General features: G+C 68.2%; 15 protein-coding genes. 5 read left to right on the forward strand and 10 right to left on the reverse strand.

The window, feature by feature from the left end:
* Positions 1 to 74: 74 nt before the first annotated feature.
* Positions 75 to 1,391: an MFS transporter gene (locus tag ASF51_RS10840; RefSeq protein ID WP_369797308.1), complete on the reverse strand. Its 1,317-nt coding sequence runs from the start codon at positions 1,389 to 1,391 to the stop codon at positions 75 to 77.
* A gap of 143 nt (positions 1,392 to 1,534) precedes the next feature.
* Here ASF51_RS10840 and ASF51_RS10845 point away from each other — a divergent pair, with 143 nt between their 5' ends.
* Entirely contained in the window at positions 1,535 to 2,383 is an 849-nt protein-coding gene (locus tag ASF51_RS10845) for a LysR substrate-binding domain-containing protein (protein ID WP_055929198.1), read from the forward strand.
* Positions 2,380 to 3,705, forward strand: coding sequence for an MFS transporter (locus ASF51_RS10850; protein WP_082479737.1), 1,326 nt, complete (start codon positions 2,380 to 2,382; stop codon positions 3,703 to 3,705). The genes ASF51_RS10845 and ASF51_RS10850 overlap by 4 nt, the downstream gene beginning before the upstream one ends.
* A gap of 8 nt (positions 3,706 to 3,713) precedes the next feature.
* Here ASF51_RS10850 and ASF51_RS10855 read toward each other — a convergent pair whose 3' ends face one another.
* The 3 genes from ASF51_RS10855 to ASF51_RS10865 all read right to left on the reverse strand — a co-directional run bounded on the left by ASF51_RS10855 (position 3,714) and on the right by ASF51_RS10865 (position 7,871).
* Positions 3,714 to 4,271: a hypothetical protein gene (locus tag ASF51_RS10855; protein WP_055929200.1), complete on the reverse strand. Its 558-nt coding sequence runs from the start codon at positions 4,269 to 4,271 to the stop codon at positions 3,714 to 3,716.
* Positions 4,268 to 6,307, reverse strand: coding sequence for a primary-amine oxidase (locus tag ASF51_RS10860; RefSeq protein WP_055929202.1), 2,040 nt, complete (start codon positions 6,305 to 6,307; stop codon positions 4,268 to 4,270). Before ASF51_RS10860 ends, ASF51_RS10855 begins: the two co-directional genes overlap by 4 nt.
* A 76-nt stretch (positions 6,308 to 6,383) precedes the next feature.
* A complete protein-coding gene (locus tag ASF51_RS10865; protein WP_055930737.1) occupies positions 6,384 to 7,871 on the reverse strand; it encodes an APC family permease in 1,488 nt (495 codons plus the stop codon).
* Between the two features lie 227 nt (positions 7,872 to 8,098).
* Between ASF51_RS10865 and ASF51_RS10870 the strand changes: the two genes are divergently transcribed.
* Positions 8,099 to 9,574: an APC family permease gene (locus ASF51_RS10870; protein ID WP_055929205.1), complete on the forward strand. Its 1,476-nt coding sequence runs from the start codon at positions 8,099 to 8,101 to the stop codon at positions 9,572 to 9,574.
* Entirely contained in the window at positions 9,567 to 10,301 is a 735-nt protein-coding gene (locus ASF51_RS10875) for an IclR family transcriptional regulator (RefSeq protein WP_055929207.1), read from the forward strand. Before ASF51_RS10870 ends, ASF51_RS10875 begins: the two co-directional genes overlap by 8 nt.
* 18 nt (positions 10,302 to 10,319) lie before the next feature.
* Here ASF51_RS10875 and ASF51_RS10880 read toward each other — a convergent pair whose 3' ends face one another.
* The 4 genes from ASF51_RS10880 to ASF51_RS10895 all read right to left on the reverse strand — a co-directional run bounded on the left by ASF51_RS10880 (position 10,320) and on the right by ASF51_RS10895 (position 15,952).
* Positions 10,320 to 10,691, reverse strand: a complete 372-nt coding sequence (locus tag ASF51_RS10880) for an FKBP-type peptidyl-prolyl cis-trans isomerase (RefSeq protein WP_200920223.1) — start codon at positions 10,689 to 10,691, stop codon at positions 10,320 to 10,322.
* Between the two features lie 64 nt (positions 10,692 to 10,755).
* A complete protein-coding gene (locus ASF51_RS10885) occupies positions 10,756 to 13,044 on the reverse strand; it encodes a UvrD-helicase domain-containing protein (RefSeq protein WP_055929210.1) in 2,289 nt (762 codons plus the stop codon).
* Between the two features lie 63 nt (positions 13,045 to 13,107).
* Positions 13,108 to 14,454 (reverse strand): PrsW family intramembrane metalloprotease, encoded by a 1,347-nt coding sequence (locus ASF51_RS10890; RefSeq protein ID WP_162236942.1) that lies wholly within the window; start codon positions 14,452 to 14,454, stop codon positions 13,108 to 13,110.
* Between the two features lie 67 nt (positions 14,455 to 14,521).
* Positions 14,522 to 15,952 carry an FAD-binding oxidoreductase gene (locus ASF51_RS10895; protein WP_055929213.1) on the reverse strand — a complete coding sequence of 477 codons (1,431 nt, stop codon included), beginning with the start codon at positions 15,950 to 15,952 and terminating at the stop codon, positions 14,522 to 14,524.
* A gap of 55 nt (positions 15,953 to 16,007) precedes the next feature.
* Here ASF51_RS10895 and ASF51_RS10900 point away from each other — a divergent pair, with 55 nt between their 5' ends.
* Positions 16,008 to 17,054, forward strand: a complete 1,047-nt coding sequence (locus ASF51_RS10900; RefSeq protein ID WP_055929216.1) for a YihY/virulence factor BrkB family protein — start codon at positions 16,008 to 16,010, stop codon at positions 17,052 to 17,054.
* Here ASF51_RS10900 and ASF51_RS10905 read toward each other — a convergent pair.
* Both ASF51_RS10905 and ASF51_RS10910 read right to left on the reverse strand, forming a co-directional pair.
* Positions 17,035 to 18,627, reverse strand: a complete 1,593-nt coding sequence (locus ASF51_RS10905; RefSeq protein ID WP_082479740.1) for an aspartate ammonia-lyase — start codon at positions 18,625 to 18,627, stop codon at positions 17,035 to 17,037. The two genes, ASF51_RS10900 and ASF51_RS10905, sit on opposite strands and share 20 nt — an antisense overlap.
* Positions 18,628 to 18,681: 54 nt before the next feature.
* Complete coding sequence (locus tag ASF51_RS10910; protein WP_055929219.1) at positions 18,682 to 20,076, reverse strand: aldehyde dehydrogenase family protein; 1,395 nt, start codon at positions 20,074 to 20,076, stop codon at positions 18,682 to 18,684.
* Between the last annotated feature and the right edge of the window lie 15 nt (positions 20,077 to 20,091).

Genomic DNA, 20,091 nt, shown 5'->3' on the forward strand with positions numbered 1-20,091 from the left:
ATGTGCGGGCTCTCTTTATCCGCGGCCGTCAGACGGCAACCTTGAGATTCTAGCAGATGAACGATTCGCGCCGCTCAATGCTGCACGATGGCCACGAGCGGCAGCCGACGGCGCAGCCGCACGGTGAGCCTGCCGCTCCTGGCGAGCACGATTCCCACGATGAGGGCGGCGACGGCCGGAACGACACCAGACACGAGCATGCCGAACTGGGGGCCGTAGCTCTCGACGAGCCACCCCATGAGCGGGCCGCCGAGCGCCTGTCCTCCCAGCAGCACGAGCACGTACACCGACATGACTCGGCCCCGGATCGACACGTTGCTCGAGAGCTGGATCAGCTGATTGGCGCCCGTCAGGAACTGCAGCGTGCAGAATCCGACGAAGACGAGCAGGATGCCGACGACCAGCTCCGAGGGCGCGCCCGCGACGATCGCCTGCACAATTCCCCAAGCGAGACCCGTGATCACCACGGCGCGAAGCCGGATGCTCGTGCGCCGCGTCGAGAGGACGGCTCCGGCGAGCGCGCCGACGGCCACGAGCGAGTTGAAGAGGCCGTATCCGCCAGGGCCCGTGTCGAAGACGTCGGATGCGTATGCCGCGAGGAGCACGGGCATGTTCAGCGCGAAGACGGCGACGAACGCGACCATCACGACGGTCCAGAGGATCGTCGGCTTGGCGAAGACGTAGGAGAGGCCCTCGCGGAGCTGCCCCTTGGCCCGCGGCGCCACCGGTGCGGGATACAGGGTCTTCGGGTTGAGCATCAGCACGGTGATGACCACCCCCAGGCAGGCCAGAGCGTTGATCGCGAACGACCAGCCGGCGCCGACCGACACGAGGAGTACGCCTCCGATCGCGGGTCCGATCAGCGCTCCGAGCTGGAACACGGAGGAGTTGAGGCTGATGGCGTTGCGCAGGTACTTCGGACCGACGAGTTCGTTGACGAAGACCTGGCGGGTGGGGTTGTCGATCACGGTCGCGAGGCCCACGATGAGGGCGACGAGCATGATGTGCCACACCTCGACGACGCCGGTCAGCGCCAGCACGGCGAGGGCGACACTCGCGAGGAGCGACACGCTCTGGGTGATCGCCAGGAGCATCCGCTTGGAGTATCGGTCGACGAGGACGCCGCCGTAGAGGCCGAGGAAGAGCATCGGCGCGAACTGCAGCGCGACGGTGATGCCGACGGCGGCGACGCTGCCGGAGAGTTCGAGCACGAGCCAGTCCTGGGCGATCCTCTGGATCCAGAGTGCGGTCATGGCCACGATGTTCGCGGAGGTGAAGAGGCGGAAGTTCGGCACCCTCAGTGAGGAGAACGTGTCTCTCCACGGTGGCGCGGAGGCCAGGACGGGCATGGGGGCGGTAACGGGAAACGGGTCGGAAGGAGGCGGTGTCACGAGTAATCCAGGTGCGAGATGAGAAAGGCGGTTTCGTATGGGTGCGGATGCCGGGCATCCGATTCCTCAACGCTATTGCCCCACCGGATCATTCCCCGAGTAAATTGACCCTATAACTCCCATTACCTTTTCGAATGAGACGCATGTTCGACCCCACCCTGCTCCGCACCTTCCTCGCCGTCGCCGAGACCTCGAGCTTCACCCTGGCGGCCCAGCGTCTGGGAATCAGCCAGCCCACGGTCAGCCAGCACGTCCGGCGGCTCGAACAGGCATCCGGACGACTGCTCGTGGCCCGCGACACCCGAGACGTCTCCCTGACGGACAACGGGGATGCGATGGCGGGATTCGCGCGCACGATCCTCGCGGCACACAGCGCGGCCGACGACTACTTCAGCGGCTCCGCCATGAAGGGCAAGCTGCGGTTCGGCGCCGCCGACGACCTCGCGATCACCCAGCTCCCCCGCATCCTCAGGCACTTCCGCCAGCTCTACCCGCAGATCAACCTCGAGCTCACCGTCGACCAGTCGGCCCCGCTTTTCCGCAAGCTGCACGCCGGGTCGCTCGATCTCATCTTCATCAAGCAGAAGCCGGAGACCACGGACGGCACCGTCGTGCGACGGGACCAGCTCGTGTGGGTGGGACAGGAGAAGACGATCGTCGAACTCGGCGCTCCCGTTCCGCTCATCACGTACCAGGGAACGACCGTCAGCCGCACGAGCGCGATCGAAGCGCTCGAGCAGGCGGGGCGGCGGTGGCGCATCACCTGCAACACGCGCGAGGTGAACGGCCTGCTCGCCGCGGTGCGGGCCGGTCTCGGCGTGGCCGTGTTCCCCCGCTCGCTGATTCCCGACGATCTGGTCGTCGTCGGCACGCGCTTCGCCCTGCCCGTTCTCGGCGAAGTCGACCTCACGCTGCTGCGCAACCCCGGTGCACCGGCCGAGCCGGTCGACGCGCTCATCTCGGCCATCATGGGCCGTACGCTGAACAGGTGAGCACTTCACCGGCGCCGGCAGAGACCCGCCGCACCCACTTCGTCGACCTCGCCCCCTTCCGCCGCAGCCCGGCGTTCTTCCGACTGTGGCTCGGAGGCCTGATCGCGGGAATCGGTGGCCAGATGACCATCATCGCGGTCGGCCTGCACATCTACGACATCACCGGCTCGACGACGGCGGTCTCGCTCGTGGGCGTCTTCGCGCTCGTTCCGATGATCATCGCCGGGGTGTACGGCGGGGTGCTCGCCGACAGCTTCGACCGGCGAACCGTGGTGCTCATCGCCGAGTTCCTCGCATGGGGCTCCACGGTGGGGCTCGCCCTGCTGGCCTGGAACCACATCGACGAGCTGTGGATGTTCTACGCGCTCACCACCGTGACGGCCGTCGCCACCACGGTCATCGGCGCCACACGCTCGGCCATCGTGCCGCGGCTGCTCACGCCCGATCTGCTTCCGGCGGCCTCTGCGCTCGGAGGCATCAGCTTCGGCGTGCAGGTCACCGTCGGCCCGGCCCTCGCCGGCGTGCTCGTGGCCACCGTCGGATTCCAGTGGACCTACACCGTCGACGTCGTGCTGTTCATCGCGGCATTCACGGGCGTGGTCACCCTGCCCCGCATCATTCCCGAGGGAGGCAGCCGGCGGGCCGGCTTCGCGGCCGTCTGGGAGGGCCTGGCGTTTTTGAAACGCGCCCCGAACATCCGCATGTCCTTCCTCATCGACATCGTGGCGATGACCTTCGGCATGCCGCGAGTCGTGTTCCCGGCCGTCGGCGCCCTCCTCATCGGCGGCGGCGCGATCACCGTGGGCATCCTCTCGGCCGCCTTCGCCGTCGGAGCCCTGCTCTCATCGGTCTTCTCGGGTCGACTGGGGCACGTGCGCCTGCAGGGGCGTGCGATCGGACGAGCCGTGGCCGTCTACGGGGCCTTCATCGCCGCATTCGGCCTCGTCCTCCTCGTGATGGACCACGGCCCGATCGAGGGCATCACGTCGGCCTTCGAGGACGCGAATCTTCCCGCGCTGGCCCTGGCGAGCATCGCCCTGGCGGGTGCGGGTGCGGCCGACAACGTCAGCGCCATCTTCCGGCAGACAATGATGCAGTCCGCCGTTCCCGACATCATGCGCGGTCGCATCCAGGGTGTGTTCACCGTGGTCGTGACCGGAGGGCCCAGGCTGGGAGACGCTTACGTCGGCCTGGCGGCGGCCACGGCGCTGCTGTGGCTGCCGCCGCTTCTCGGCGGCATCGTCGTCGTGGTCTTCTCGCTCGCCGCCATCGCACTGCACCGGTCGCTCCGCGAGTACGACGCCCTCGCCCCCACGCCGTAGCGCTCGGTTCAGACGAGCAGCGCCACGGCCGTCGTCCCGACGGACAGCGACATCGAGACCACCTCCAGCGCCACGATGCGCGCCGGATGGGGCGCTCGCTGAACCCGGCCCAGCAGCCACGCGCTCAGCGCGACGAACGCGATCGACGATGCGCCGAGCATCCACTCGACACCCCCGCCCCCGCCGGCATGGTGCGCGGGGGTCGCGGCACCCGCCCCCAGCGCCGGGGTCGCCATCACGAGCATGAGGCCGCCCATCAGCAGGGTTCCGAGAGAGCGATGGATGGCCATCGCCGTCGCGTGTCTCGCCACCGGCAGGCCGGCCCGCATACGGTCTCTCCGGAGTTGCGCCGCGGGCAGGACTGCGACGGCGACCAGCAGGACGGTCCAGAGCACCGCCGGAACCAGACGCGAACCGAGGGCTGCGTCGGCCATCGCCGCGGTCATCACGCCGGCCGGAGCCCACCCTGCGACGGCGGAGAAGCCGTGCTGCCGCGGCGAGGCCGCCGTGCAGCAGAGACCGACCGTCGCGGGGAGGAGGGCTCCGACGTGCAGCGCCTCGATCATCCGTGCGCCGTGTGGTCGTGCGCAGCATGCTCGTGCCCGGAATGCTCGTGCCCGGAATGCTCGATGTGCGCCGTCTGGTCGTGCCCGTGCGAGCACATGTGCACAGGCTCATTGGCGGGAACGTTGAGCGTGGGATTGCGCTCGAAGAACCCATAGGGCTTCAGGGTGAATTTCGCGTAGTCCGTCGGCATCACGGGCCAGTCCTCGGGGCGAGGGAAGTGCGTCGGGCCGAACGTGTGCCAGAGCACGATGTCCTGCCCGTCGATCGACGCCTCGGTGTTCGTGTAGGCGGGAATGCCGGCTCCGCCGGGGTTCTGGTGCACGAAGTCGCCCGCGGCGTACTTCTCGCTCGGGTCGTAGGGCGTGACCCACAGGTGCTTCGTCGTGAAGGCCGCCCTCTGCGCGATCGATGACGACGGGTCGGCCATCAGCGTGGGGTTCTCCTCCGGATAGAGCACGTATCCCGTCTGTCCGCCGAGCCTGTTGGTCTTCTCGGTGTTCACGATGTGCCAGGCCCGCCCTGTCGACGAGCTGGCGAGCCTGCCGTCGGACGGCTCCGTGAGCCTCGTCGTGCTGTTGGTGAAGGCGCCGCCGTGCGGGTTCTGATCGCTGACCGGCAGCCGCACGGCTTCGACCTCGTCGACGGCGTTGGCCAGGCCGTCGACCATCATGTCGAGCCGGGCGTTGAAGAGGTGCTGGTGATAGGGCGCCCCGAGCCCTGGTGCGACCTCGCTCGCATACGGGTAGCCGGCTCCGGGGTACGACGACGTGAAGAGAACACCGGTGAGCTTGGCTTCGCACTCGATCGTGCCGTCGAGGTAGAGGTACCAGTAGAAGCCGTAATCGTAGTTGCCGACCGTCGTGAAGAAGCTGATGACGAGTCGGCGCTGCCGACGCACCTCGTTCGAGCCCGTGAACATGTCGCTGTGCTTCCACAGCGTTCCGTAGTCCTCCTCGTGCATGCAGATCCCGTTCTCGATCGTGAACGGATTGCCCAGTTCGTCGGCGAGCACGCAGTCGAAGTAGTGGATCTCGCCCACGCAGTCGCATCCGAGGGCCAGGGAGTTCGTGAACCGTCCGAAGAGGTACTCGCCCGTGTCGAAGTAGTTCTGCCAGAACCGCACCGGCGACGGGTCGCCGTAGGGAACCACCATCTCGCTGATGGAGGCCCGATATATCACGGGTCGCGCCTCGCCTCCATCGGTGTAGCTGAGCTGACGCAGAATGAGTCCCTCGCGCGAGTCGAAACCCACCTGGAAGTTCCAGTTGGCCCAGCTGACCGTCTCGCCGTCGACGGTGAAGCTCGGTCCCTCGGGCTGGGAGATGACGATCGGCTTCAGCGTCGTGAGCGGCTCCCCTTGCAGGATGGCGTCGTCGAAGTTGCCTCCCTCGGCGGGGATGGGCATGACCTCGCTGTCGATCAGCCGTGTGATGGCGCGGGCCGCGACGTCGACGTAGGCGCACAGGCCGTCGACGGGATGCGCCCAGGGGTGATCCTCCGGATAGTCCTGGCGGAATGCGAGGACCCGCACGATGCGCCGGCCCTGCTCCTCGGGGAATGCGTAGGACCCCGCCGACAGCGGCACGCACATCACGCTCTCGACCGTGCATCCTCGGGCCGCGAGGGCGTCGACCCACCGCGGGTCTGCGGCGACGATCGGGCCGATCGCGTCGAACTCCTCGATGAGAATGGGCAGCTGGCCCGTGCTTCCGTCGAGCACCGTCGTGCTGAGGACCTCGCCCGTGGCCACGGAGAGCACCGAGTCGGTCGAGTGACCGGTGGTCATGTCGAGCAGCATGACGCGGGCTCGCCGGTCTGGCGTCGGCCCCTCGCCGGCCTGGAATGCGAGCACCTCGTTCTTGTGCGGTTCCTCGAGGCCCACGTAGGCGAACCGGGTGCTGGGCGTCGTGAGGCCGCTGCCCAGCACGATCTGCTGGATGCGCGTGAATTCGTCGGTGCTGAGGCTGGCGAGCGGGCCGCGTGACGAGGTGGTCGAGGCAGCCGTCGAGTCGGTCTTCGGTTCGAGCAGGGTCATGATGTTGCCGTCTTTCTGTGTCGTTCTGGAGGCGGGGACGTTGAGGGGGGTGAGCGGACGTCGGGGGTGGGGGGCGTCAGGCGATCGCGTCGGTGATCGCGTCATAGGTCTCCGGGCTCCGCTTTCGGAGGACGAGCGCCTGCACGACCCCGATGAGCGGGAAGATGACGATGAGGGCCAGCAGCACGGCGCTGATGACGCCGAACGCCGGAGCGCCGTCGCCATCCACGTCGCCCACGAGCATCGGGAAGTTCGCGGCGATCACGACGGCCGAGCCGATGAGGCCGAGGAAGCCGATGGCCGGGGCGATGACGGTGTTCCAGACCCGCGTGTCCGACTTCGTGCGGACGAAGAAGACGATCACCGCGACGCTGGTGAGGGCCATGAGCAGGGCGATCGCGAGTGTGGCCACGCCGGAGAACCACGTGAACACCTGGAGCACCGGGTCGAGGCCGAGCAGCGCGAACACGATGATCAGCACGAGCGCCGTGCCCGACTGAACGAGTGACGACAGATGCGGCGACAGGTGCCGGGCGTGCACCGCACCGACCCGGGCCGGAAGCAGCCCGGCATTCGACATGGTGTGCTGGTAGCGCGTGATCACGTTGTGGAACGACAGCACGCAGGCGAACATGCTCGTGATGAGCAGCACGTTGATGATGATCTCACCGACCACCCCGAGGTAGTTCAGGGTGGTGACGATGACCATCGCGCCCGGATCCTCGGCGGCGGCGGCGAGCACGTTGTCGGGGCCCCACGCCATCACGATGGCCCAGGACGCCAGCGTGTAGAAGATGCCGATGCCGATCACCGCGGTGTAGGTCGCCCGGGGAATCGTGCGGTCGGGGTTCTTGGCCTCGTCGCGGAAGATGGCGGTCGCCTCGAATCCGATGAACGCCGCGATGGCGAACATGAGTCCCACGCCGGGCGAGCCCGAGAAGATGTTGTTCGGCTCGAACGGTTCGAGCGAGAGACCTGCGGCGCCGCCCGAGAATGCGACCGCGGCCACGAGCACGAGCACGATGCCCACCTCGGCGACGAGCAGCACGCCCAGGACCTTCGAGCTGAGATCGATGTGCCGATAGCCCAGCACTCCCACGATGGCGATGGATGCGATCGAGTAGACAAACCAAGGGATGTCCGGTCCCCCGATGCCCGCCACCGTGACCTCGAGGATGTATCCGACGTAGCCGTGAACGGCGATCTGGATGGTGGTGTAGGTCAGCAGCGCGAGGTAGGCCGTCGCGAGTCCGGCGGGTTTGCCGAGTCCGTAGCCCACGTACGTGAAGAATGCTCCCGGCTTGGGGACCTTGCGCGTCATCGCCACCATGCCGACGGCGAAGAACACGAGGACGACCGCCGAGACGGCGTAGAGGCTCGGAAAACCGACGCCGTTGCCGAGCAGGATGCCGAGCGGCGCAGCGCCGCCGATGACGGTGAGCGGAGCAGCGGCGGCGACCACCATGAAGACGATGGGCCCCACTCCCAGCGAACCGCTGAGATTCCGTCTGGTGGCAGGAAGGCCGCTGAGGCCGGCCGCTGCCTGATCGCGTGTTGAGGTCATGTCGATGTGCTCCCTGGGGGTGAGGACGTGCATGGTGGTGGTCTCGGATGGAACGATTCGCTCGTTCGCGATCCAGCATCGCGGGGGCTCGTTGCGGTCGCGTTCCGCTCGGATGAAGCTCTCCGCATCCGAAACGAGACACCGGGCGTGAGGTGTCTCATTTGCGCAACTCGAAGCCGAAACACGATCGGAACGTGTGCGCAATGCGTGCGGGTTAGCGTCGGTCCGTGACAGCTCTCGAACGCGCAATCGCCGATCCCCGCCCCGTCGAGGGCCTCGGCGATCGCTCCCCCATGGCCGGACTCGCACGGAGAAGCGTCGGCTTCTACGACGTGCTGGCCCAGTCGGTCTCGGCCGTCGCTCCGTCGGCCGCGGCGACGACCGTTCCGCTCATGGTGGCCGCGGCCGCGGGCAAGGCTACGGTTCTGGCGCTGTTCGCAGCCCTGCTCCTGTGTCTGCTCGTCGCCACGACCGTCAACCAGTTCACCCGTCGCCTGTCGGCACCGGGCTCGCTTTTCACATTCGTGTCGAAGGGTCTGGGCGGCGGCGCCGGATTCGTCACAGGTGTCACGCTGCTCATCGGCTACGGCTTCATCGCCATGTTCTCCCTCGCGGGCGCCGGGTACTACCTCGCCATCCTCGTCGGCCATTTCGTCCCCGGCGCCGAATCGTCCGGGCTGCTGGTGTGCATCCTGATCGTCGCCATGGGCGGCCTCTCGTTCGTGGTCCTCGCCCGAGGCATCCGCATCTCGACCAGGGTCACCCTTCTGGTCGAGACCCTCTCGGTGGGCATCATCCTCGCTCTCGTCGTGGCACTGCTCTCGACGCAGGGGCCCGGAATCGACTGGTCCATGCTCTCGCTCGGCGATACCACTCCCGGAGACTTCGCCATCGGAGCCGTGCTCGCCATCACGGCCTTCGTCGGGTTCGAGAGCTCTGCGACGCTCGGAGTCGAGGCCCGACGGCCCTTCGCCACGATCCCCCGGGCCATCGTGTGGACCGTGATCGTCTCCGGCCTGCTCTATCTCGTGGCGTCCTACACGCAGTTCGTCGGTTTCTCCGGTCTGGGCCGCGACTTCGTCGACAGTGGATCGCCGGTCAACGACCTGGCCACCGCCTACGGCGTGGAGTGGATGGGGCTGCTGCTCGACGTGAGCATCGCCGCATCGTTCTTCGCCTGTGCCGTCAGCTCCACCACTGCGCTCGTGCGGGTCGTCTTCGCCATGGGGCGGGAGGGCCTTCTCCCTTCCACGTTCGGACGCACGCATCGCCGCTTCTCGACTCCGATCGTCGCGATCTGCGTGACCCTGCCGATCCTGACGCTCGTTCCCGTGCTCGTGATCGCCGTGGGCAACGACGCCTGGCAGGCGATGAGCTTTTTCATCGTCGGGGCGGCCGGCGGGTACATCGCGGCCTACATCCTCGTGTGCGCCGCCGTGCCCGTCTTTCTCGGGCGTATCGGCGAGGCGACCGTCTGGCCGGTCGTACGCGCGTCGGTGGCCGCGGTCGCCCTCGCGATAGTGCTCACTGTTTATCTCGTCGCCGAACTGGCGACACCACAGTGGCCCGGCGTGGTCATCGTCGTCGCGATCGTGCTCCTCGCCGTGGCCGCTCATGGGCTGCTCGGAGTCCGGTATCCCGACCGGCGCCGCAGTGTGGGCGCGTACGACGAGCCCACGAGGGAGGACGTGCTCGGTGGCTGATCCTCTCGGCGCATCCGGCGAACTTCGGGCGCGGCAGCCGAAGGCGATCCACAGCGCCCTGACGGTGCTGGAGGAGGTCGCCAGGGCAGGCGCCGGCGTCACCGCACGAGAGGTCTCCGAGGGCCTCGGTCTGCCCCGGGCGACGACCTACCGGCTTCTCAACCTGCTCGTGCAGGACGAGTACCTGGTGCGCATGCCCGACCTGCGCGGCTTCGCGCTGGGTCGGAAGGTGGCGGAACTCGTCGGCTCGGTTGCGCCGTCGCGTCCACCTCAGGCCGCCCGCGAGGTGATCGCGGAGCTGCGCCAGCGGATCCGCGGGGGCGTGCACGTCGTGCGATACGGCGACGACAGCATCAGCATCGTCGACAGCGACCCCGATTTTCCGCTCAATGACGAGCTGCGAGTGCTGCGTGAGTTCGACGCATCGGCCATCGGACTGCTGTTGCTCGCGGAGCAGAGGAGCCTCGGCCGGGCCAGCGCTCGAACGGCACACGCGGGACGCGGGATCGACGACGATCTCGCTGCGGCTCTCGCCCGCGGCTACTCGAGCCAGATCGGTCGATTCGTTCCGGGCTTCGGATGTATCGGAGTGCCGATCAGGGACTCCAGCGGGCTGCTCGTGGCCGGGCTGTGCTTCTCCGGGCCGCGCACTCGCATCGAAAGCCCTGAACGGATCGTGGCCGAACTCGCGAACTCGGGACGCTCACTGGCACCCCTGCTCGCCTAGTCCGGCCACGATGGATGGTTACGGGACGCTGATGAGGTCGATGACGAAGACCAGGGTCTTTCCGCCGAGGAAGTGACCGCCGGCGGGGCCGTAGGCCAGGTGGGGCGGAATGGTGAGCTTGCGACGGCCGCCCGCCTTCATTCCCGGGATGCCCTCCTGCCAGCCGGCGATGAGGCCGTTCAGCGGAAAGCTGATGGTCTCGCCGCGACCCCACGAGGAGTCGAACTCCTCGCCGGTCTCGTACTCGACACCGAGGTAGTGCACCTCGACGGTTGCACCGGGCGTCGCTTCTGCACCGTCTCCGACGACGATGTCCTCGATGACGAGCTCGGTCGGAGCGGGGCCCTCGGGAAAATCGATCTCGGGCTTGGTGTTCATGTTTTCGGTCATGACACCATCCAACCGTTCCCGGGGTGCGCGGGTCAAAAGCGTTCTCTCACGGGGTAATCGCGTGTCACACCGGGCGCACGAGGTGCAGCCGCTGGGTGGGCCTCGTCATCGCGACGTAGAGGCCGGATGCCCCGCGGGTCGACTCGGCGAGGATGCCGTCGGGGTCCACGACGACGACCGCGTCGAACTCCAGGCCCTTCGCGTCCTGCGCCGTCAGCACGGCGATCGAGCGGTTGAGGCCCTGTGCACCGAGCCCGATGTCGCGGCCGAACGATTCCGACAGTGCGGGGTACAGCGCATCCACCGTCGCCTCGGTCGCGATCACCGCGACCGTGCCCCGGGAGTCGATGTCGCGATCGTCTTCGATCACCGTGATCACCGCGTCGCCCAGGGCGTCGGGATCGGCGGCGCGACCGGCCGGGCTGAGCTCGACCGTCGTCGTGGTGACGGGCCACTCGCTCTCGCGCACGGCGGTCGCGCGGGTGATCGGCAGGTGGTTGCGCTCGGCCATCCGTTCGGCCTCGGCCGCGATCTGAGCGGGCGTGCGGTAATTGACGGTGAGCTCCTCGAGGCGCCACTTCTCTCCGAGGGGCGAGGCGCCGACGAGCGGGCGCACGGCATCCTGCCAGCTGCGGGCACTGGCCGCCGAGCTCGCCTGGGCCATGTCGCCCACGACGGTGAACGATCGCAGAGGGCAGCGGCGGGCGAGCACGCGCCACTGCATCGCCGAGAGCTCCTGCGCCTCGTCGACGACGATGTGCCCGTAGGTCCAGGTTCTGTCTGCCGCGGCCTGCTCGGCCGTCGTGCCACGCACGCTGCGTTCGGCGAATCCCGCGGCCAGGTCCTCCGCATGCACGAGTCCCTCGACCTGCATGTTGCGGATCGCGTTCTCGGCGTTCTCGATGTCGCGCTTCTTCTGCAGCTTCTCCTCGCGCTTCAGGGCGGCGTTCTGGGCGTTGTACTCGCCGAGCAGCTCGGCCGCCTCGTCGAGCAGGGGCACGTCGGAGATCGTGAACGGCGCATCGCGGTCGCGACGCAGCAGGGCGCGTCGGGCATCGCTCCACGACGGGGTCAACGACGCCAGCCACTGCGGCCGGGCGTAGAGGTCTTGAAGAAGCTTCTCGGGCGTGAGCGGCAGCCACGCCGTATTGAGCGCCACGACCACATCGGGCGACGTGCGCAGGTCTTCGCGGAGCACGGCCTGGTCGGCATCGTCGACCGTATTGCCGTGCGAGCGCAGCTGGTCGGCGAGGAGTCGGCTCAGCTGGTTCAGCGCGCTCTTGACGAAGACGACCCGTGCCTCGTTGTGCGGCTTGCGGCTCTCCCATGCCCGCTGCATGGCCGAGGAGATGAGCCCGGGTTCGAGGGTGAGTCGCTCGCCGTTGACCTCGAGGTCGGTCGCCTCGGCGGGCACACGCTGGCGCGAGCGCACGGCGCGCTTGATGAGTGCCGCCATCTCGGCGGCTCCCTTCACCCGCGCGGTCTCCGGGGCATCGTCGTGCGTCGCCTCGAGGCCCGGGTAGAGGCCCCCGACGCTCGAGACGACGACACCCGTCTCGCCCAGGCTCGGCAGCACGGCCTCGATGTACTGCAGAAAGGCCCTCGTCGGGCCGACCACCAGCACACCGGATGACGCGAGTCGCTCACGGTGGGAGTACAGCAGGTAGGCGGCGCGGTGCAGGGCCACGGCGGTCTTTCCTGTGCCTGGCCCTCCCTGCACGACGAGCACTCCCCCGAGCTCGGACCGGATGATCCTGTCCTGCTCGGCCTGGATGGTGGCGACGATGTCGGACATACGGCCCGTTCGCTGGCTCGTGAGAGCGGCGAGAAGTGCCGCCTCGCCCTGCAGCGAATCGGCCTGCTCGACGAGCAGCTCCGCATCGAAGATCTCGTCGTCGATGCGTGTGACGGTGCGACCCTCGGTGATGAGGTGGCGCCGGGCCCGGGCGCCGAGCGGCGTGGCGGCGGTGGCCTGGTAGAACGCGGCTGCCTGCGGCACCCGCCAGTCGAGCAGGATCGGCCTCAACTGCTCGTCGCGCAGACCGATGCGACCGATGTAGCGGAACGGGGAGCTGTCGTCGGGGTCGTCGGCTGCCTCGGCCGTTTCGGCGTCGGCATCGACGAGCTCGAGCCGTCCGAACGCCAGCCGGTCGTCGACCTCGTCGAGCTGGGCGATGCGGTCCTCGTAGAGCCGGGCGTACGCGTCGCGCTCGGAGCGGCTCTGGTGGTTGCCCCCCACGCTCTCGCGCCGCACCCTCTCGAGAGCCGTGCGCGCCTCCGCCCTCAGTGCGTCGAGGCGGGTGTACAGCCCCTCGACATAGCGACGTTCCTGGGCGAGCTCGGTTGAAACCACTTTTTTGACACTCCTTGGCAGCGGCCAACCAGTTTACTCGGGTCTGAGGACGCCGCCCCGCGGTCAGATGACGGGCGGACCCTGCTGCGGAGAAGGCGAGGAGTACAGGTCGGCAGCCGGCGGCGAATACGGATCGGCGGCGGGCGGTGAGTACGAACCCTGAACCGGCGCCTGGGGCCCTGTCGACAGCAGCATGGCGCGGTCGGTGGACACGGCCTGCAGGAGGTCGGCCTCGTCCCGGCGTCCGCCGATTCCGTCACGGCCGGTGACGACGCGCTGGCGCGCGAAGGCGAGGCGCGTCGCATCTTGCGTGAACCGTCGCATGACCGTGCCCTTGTCTCCACCCTGCGCCTTCGCCCAGGTGCGAGCCTGCCGCCGTCCGGTGCCGGTCGACAGCATCGCCACCTCCTCGGGCGTGAACCACCCGGCCGCCGCGTACTCGTCGAGTCGAACCCGCGTGAGTGCGGCCTCGCGCTTGCGCAGGAACACGACGGCGACGATGGCCAGGGCGAACAGGGGAACCTGAACGAGGGCGTAGACGATGAAGAAGCCGCCCAGGCCCTCGACGATGAACGACGACCCGTTCCACAGGGCGTGCAGGAGAACCGCGGGGACGAGCCCGATGAAGAAGAAGCCGATGCCGGGGAGCCAGCCCTTCTTCTGCGATGCGAAGCCGAGGGCCACGCCGGTGCAGGCGGTGAACATCACGTGGGCGAAGGGCGACATGATGCCGCGCAGGAAGAACGTGAAGCCGAGCCCGATGCCTCCCGACTCGATCAGCGACGAGCCGAAGTAGAGGATGTTCTCGGTGAAGGCGAAGCCCGCGGCGACCGTGGCGCCGTAGACGAGGCCGTCGACCGGTCCGTCGAAGTGGCGGCGCAGCACGAAGAACAGGATCAGCACGCCGAGACCCTTGGCGCCCTCCTCGACCAGCGGAGCCTGGATGACGGCGGAGAAGAAGTCGCCGACGCCGCCCTGGCCCTGCGTGGCGTAGTAGACGGCGAGCTGCACGCCGAGACCGACGAGCAGGGCGATGGCGACGGATGCGGCCGCGCCCCAGAGGAAGGCGAACCAGAGGGCCCCTCGCGGTTCCGGCTCCCACCGGTCGATCCACGTGATGGTGAGGATGACGACGGCGAGCGGGATGAGCGCAACGAGGCCGCAGACGAAGAGAGCGAACGGGCCGAGCCCGATGAGGATGTAGACGAGGACGGCGAGGAAGACGAAGCCCAGAACGCTGATGCCGATGATCGACAGCACGAGCCCCGTCGACTTCTGCGTCGGCGGGGTGGGTGCGCTCCACACCGCCTGCTCGGAGTAGACGGGGTTCGCCGCCTGCTGGGGAGCGGGGGCGAATGCAGGTGCTGCCTGCTGCTGCGCGTAGTAGCCGGGCTGGTAAGGCTGGGTCACGGGACTCCTCATCGGGGACAGGCCACCGAGCCTATCGGCACGGCGATGATTCGGGGAGGCCGATGCGTCAGAACACCGCGCCGGGATTCATGATCGACTGCGGGTCGAACACCGCTTTGATACCGCGCTGGAGCGCGAGGGAATGCGGACCGATCTCGTTCTCGAGCCAGCGCTTCTTGAGCACTCCCACACCGTGCTCGCCGGTCAGCGTTCCCTCGAGCGCCACGGCCGCCTGGAAGAGCTCGTCGGCCGCCGCCCACACCGCATCGGGCACCCACTTCTCGTCTACTCCCACCTCACTGCCGGCAGTGCCGCCGATCGAGCGTGGCGGCCGCTCGGGAAGCACGAAGTTCGGATGCAGGTTGCCGTCGCCCGCGTGCGCGACGGTCGGGATGGAGATGCCGTGGCGCCTCGAGATGTCCTCGATGGCCGCGAACATCTCGACGAGCCGAGAACGGGGAACGCAGACGTCCTCGATGAGCACCTCGCCCCGGGAGGCCAGGGCCGGGTGGAAGTTCCGCCTCACGGCGAGCAGGGCCTCGCCCTCCGCCGCATCTCGCGCGAGCCTGACGTCGGCCCCTGCCCGCGCGAGGATCTCGGTGATCGCCGATGCCTCGTCTGCGGCACCACGGGCATCCGTCTGCACGAGGAGGTACGCCGCGCCGCCCTCGGCCAGCCGCGTGCCGGAGTAGGCATCGATCGCGATCAGCGAGGCGGAGTCCATGAGCTCCATGACCGCCGGCCTGATGCGGGCGGCCGTGATGGCCGCTGCAGCGGAGGCGGCGGCCGCCAGGTCGGCGAAGAAAGCGCCGATCGTCACGACGTCGCCGGGGGGAATGGGTCGAAGACGCACCGTGGCCTCGACGATGATGCCGAGCGTGCCCTCCGAGCCGGTGAAGAGGGCCGTGAGGTCGTAACCCGTGACGCCCTTGACGCTGCGATGGCCGGTACGAAGAAGCGATCCGTCGGGCAGCACCACGAGAAGACCGAGGATCGCCTCTCTGGTCACCCCGTACTTCGCGCACAGGAGCCCGCCGGCGTTCGTGGCGATGTTGCCGCCGATCGTCGAGATGGCCCTGGATGCGGGATCCGGCGAGAAGACGAGGCCGTGCGGTGCCACGAGATCGCTCAGGTGCTGGTTGATGACGCCGGCCTGCACGACGGCGAGCTCATCGGCGAGGTTCACCTCGACGACCTCGGTCATGCGCTCGGTCGAGATGACGAGCGCGCCATCGGTGCCCACGCCTCCCCCGGCAAGGCCCGTGCCCGCTCCCCGGGGAACGACGGGAACGCGGTACCGCGCGGCGATGCGCATGGCCGCCTGAACCTGATCGACAGTGCGTGCGCGCACGACCGCGAGGGGCGTGCCGGGCGCGACCCAGCCCGACTTGTCTGTGCGAACGGACTGCAGGAGCGCTGGATCGGTCGACACGGCCTCGCCCAACTCTGCTTCGAGCAGATCGAGGATCCCCTGCGGCGCGGTCTCGGCAACGTGCATACGGCCATGCTAAGCCTTGTCACGGCGCGATGCGGGCCGCCTCTACTATCGAATCATGACGCGCGCGGGTGATCCCCTCCTCACCCGCAGGCAGCTCGATCGCAGGGCCACCCGCTACGCCATCCGTCGCACCTGGCACGGCTTCATCCTCCACCGCGACATCGACGCGGCCGCTTCGATCACCTTCTTCTCCGCGCTGTCGCTGTTCCCGGCCGCCCTCGCCATCGTCTCCGGCCTGGCCCTGTTCGACAACGGGGATGCGACGATCCAGCTGATCCTCGACGTGGTCGGGCGCCTCTCCCAGCCGGACACGTCGCAGGCCGTCCGCGCGATCTTCGACCAGCTGTCGCTGCTGCCGAATTCCGGCTGGGCGCTGCTCATCGGAACGGTGCTCACTCTCTGGACCGTGTCAGGGTTCGCCACGGCGTTCGGCCGCGCCATGAACAACGTGTACGAGGTGGAGGAAGGACGTCGGCTCACGAAGAACCGCATCCTGATGCTCGGCGTGGCCGCGGGACTGATCGTGTGCTATCTCGTGATCGGTGTCATCGTCGGGCTCACGCCCACCGTGGCCGGAGCTCTGGTGGACTCCCTGGGCTGGCCCCGCGTCGTCGCAGAGCTCTGGTCGGCGCTCAAATGGATTCCGTTTGCGCTCGTGGCCATCTTCACTGTCGGGTTCCTGTACTACGGCACGCCCAACCTGCATCGGCCGCGACTGCGCTGGCTGTCGGTCGGGGCCACCTTCACCGTCGCCATCTGGACCTTGGCCGCGGTCGGTTTCGGCCTCTACCTCGCGACATTCGCGAACTACGACCGGCTGTACGGCTGGCTCGGCGTTCCCATCGCGGCGCTCATCTGGCTTTACATCTCGTCGGTCGTGCTGATGATCGGCGTCGAGGTGGATGCCGAGCTCACCCGGGCGCGCCAGTTGTTGGCCGGGCTGCCGGCCGAGGAGACCATCCAGGTGCCGCTGCGAGACACCGCGCGCAACAGCATCCTGGCCCGCCGCTGGTCGGCCGATGTCTCGGACGGGCGCGAACTGCGCCGTCTCTCGCAGATGCTGCGAGAGGCGGAAGCGCGTTCTACGGGTCCTGGCGAGTAGAAGCCTCTGCCTCTGCCTCTGCCTCTGCCTCTGCCTCTGCCTCTGCCTCTGCCTCGGCCTGCGCGATCACCTGCAGCACGTCGGTCACGGGTTCCAGGCCGGAGAGCCGGGCCGGCGAGAGCAGCTTCAGCACGCGCTCCCGATCCATGAGGCCCGCCTCGACCACGAGGTCGGCGATGTTGCGCTTCGTGAGCAGGGCCGCGTGCGCCAGCGACGAGGCGGCGGCGTATCCGATGTATGGAGTGAGGGCGGTGACGACGCCTACGCTCGACGCGACCATGGCGTCGAGTCTCTCGTGGTTGGCCGTGATGCCGTCGATGCAGTTGATGCGCAGTGTGCGGCATCCCTGCCTCATCCACGCGAGGCTCTGCAGCAGGGAGTGGGCGATGACGGGCTCGAACGCGTTCAGCTGCAGCTGGCCGCCCTCGGCCGCCATGGTCACGGTGAGGTCGGCGCCCGCGACAGAGAAGGCGATCTGGTTCACGACCTCGGGGATCACCGGGTTCACCTTGCCCGGCATGATGCTCGACCCTGCCTGCCTGGGGGGAAGGTTGATCTCGCCGAAGCCGGCCTGCGGGCCGCTGGAGAGCAGCCGCAGATCGTTGCAGATCTTCGAGAGCTTGATCGCGCTGCGCTTGAGGATGCCGGAGAGCTGCATGAACACGCCCGCATCGCTGGTGGCCTCGATGAGGTCGACGGCGGTGATGTGCTCGTAGCCGGTGAGCGCGCTCAAGTGGGCGCGTACGGACTCGACGTAGCGGGGGTCGGCGGTGATTCCGGTGCCGATCGCCGTGGCGCCGAGGTTGATCTCCCACAGCAGTGGAACGGTCTCCTCCATGCGCTCGAGGTCTTCGGTCAGGGTGGTGGCGAACCCGTGGAACTCCTGGCCGAGCGTCATCGGCACGGCGTCCTGCAACTGGGTGCGACCCACCTTCAGGATGCCCGCGAACTCCTTGCCCTTGGCGCCGAACGAGTCGCGCATCAGCGCATGCTCGACGAGCAGCCGCTGCAGGGAGAAGACGAGTGCGAGCTTGACAGCGGTGGGGTAGGTGTCGTTCGTGCTCTGGCTGCGGTTCACGTCGTCGAGGGGGTGCAGCAGGTCGTAGCGCCCCTTCTCTTCGCCGGCCAGCTGCAGGGCCACGTTGGCGATGACCTCGTTCGTGTTCATGTTGGTCGAGGTGCCCGCGCCGCCCTGGATGACGCCCACGACGAACTGGTCGTGGTACTCCCCCCGGCGGATCGCCTCGCACGCCGAGTCGATCATCGCGCCCTTCTCGGCCGTCAGCACACCGATCTCGACGTTCGCCCTCGCCGCCGCCTGCTTCACGATCACGAGCGCGTCGATCAGGTCAGGGTAGACGGAGATGGGACGACGGCTGATGGGGAAGTTCTCGAGTGCCCTGGCCGTGTGCACGCCCCAGAAGGCATCGAACGGAATGTCGACGCTTCCGAGCGAGTCGGTCTCGGTGCGGAAGCGGGTGGCCGTCGAGGGGCTCGCTGCCGTCTCTGCGGAGGTCTGCGCGGCCAGTCTCTCCGCGGCGGTCGTAGGCGCGGTCGTCGAGGCATTCGTCATGTGAATATCAGCTCCATTGCTTGGGAAGGGGGCTCGTGGCCCCCGGCAACAACCCTAACTCAGCCTGCGCAGCAGGCCTCTGATGAACGAGCTGCGCTTCGGCGTGTAGGGCGGGTAGACCAGACCGAGCGTGTCCGGCGCGAGTGGCTTCGACAGCACGGCCTTCTCGTGGCTGAACGTCTCCACGCTCCTCCGCCCGTGATAGCTGCCGGTGCCGCTCTCCCCCACTCCGCCGAACGGCAGCCCGGGCACGCTGAGATGAGCCACCGTCACGCCGAAGCCGACCGCGCCCGACGACGTCTCGGTCAGGAACCGGCGGCGGGCATCCTTGTCGTCGCTGAACACATAGAGCGCGAGCGGCTTGTCACCGGCACGGATGACGGCGAGTGCGTCGTCGAGGCCGGTGACGGTCACGATCGGCAGGATCGGCCCGAAGATCTCCTGCGTCATGACCTCGTCGTGCAGGCCGACGTCGACCAGCACCGTCGGCTCGATGTACCGCTCCGTCGCCTCGGATCGACCGCCGATGGCGGCCTGCTGGTCATTCAGGAGACCCGTGAGCCGCGCGAACTGGGCGTCGTTGACGATGCGGCCGTAGTCGGCCGTCTCGTGCGCGTCGCCGCCGTAGAGCGAGGAGATCGCGACGCGCAGGGCGTCGACGAGGCGAGCCGAGACATCCGGTGTCGCCAGAACGTAGTCGGGCGCCACGCACGTCTGCCCGGCGTTGAGGAACTTGCCCCACGCGATGCGCCTGGCCGCGGCGTCGATGTCGACGGTGTCATCGACGTAGACGGGCGACTTGCCACCGAGCTCGAGGGTGACAGGCGTCAGGTTCTTCGCCGCCGCCTGCGCCACGATGCGCGCAACCCTCGAGTTGCCGGTGTAGAAGATGTGATCGAAGCGCTGGGCGAGCAGCTCGGTGGTCTCATCGACCGCCCCCTCGACCACCGCGACGGCGCGGTCGTCGAGATAGCGCGGCAGGAAGCGGGCCATCACGGCCGAGGTCGCGGGAGCGAGCTCGCTCGGCTTGAGCACGACGGCGTTGCCCGCGGCGAGGGCACCGACCAGCGGCGCCAGCAGGAGCTGAACCGGGTAGTTCCACGGCGAGATGATGAGCACCACGCCCAGCGGCTCGAGCATCACGGAGGCGGAGGCCGGAGCCAGGGCGAGCGGAACGCCCACCCGACGCGGGCGGAGCCACGCCCGTAGCTGCGAGATCGTGTGCGTCACCTCGGAGAGCACGACGCCGATCTCTGTGAGCTGGGACTCGCTCGGGTTCTTCGCCAGGTCGGAACGGAGGGCCTTTTCGAGTTCAGGACCCCGCTCGACGAGGAAGTCGCGCAGACCCCTCAGCTGCTCGAGCCTCCAGCGGAGAGAACGCGTGCGCCCCGAGTCGAAACGGCCGCGCACGGCGGCGACGAGATCGGGAATGGCCGTCGAGGAATCCATGGCCCCGACACTAGC

Origin of the sequence: Agreia sp. Leaf283, from assembly GCF_001422485.1 — a bacterium.
GTDB lineage: Bacteria > Actinomycetota > Actinomycetes > Actinomycetales > Microbacteriaceae > Agreia.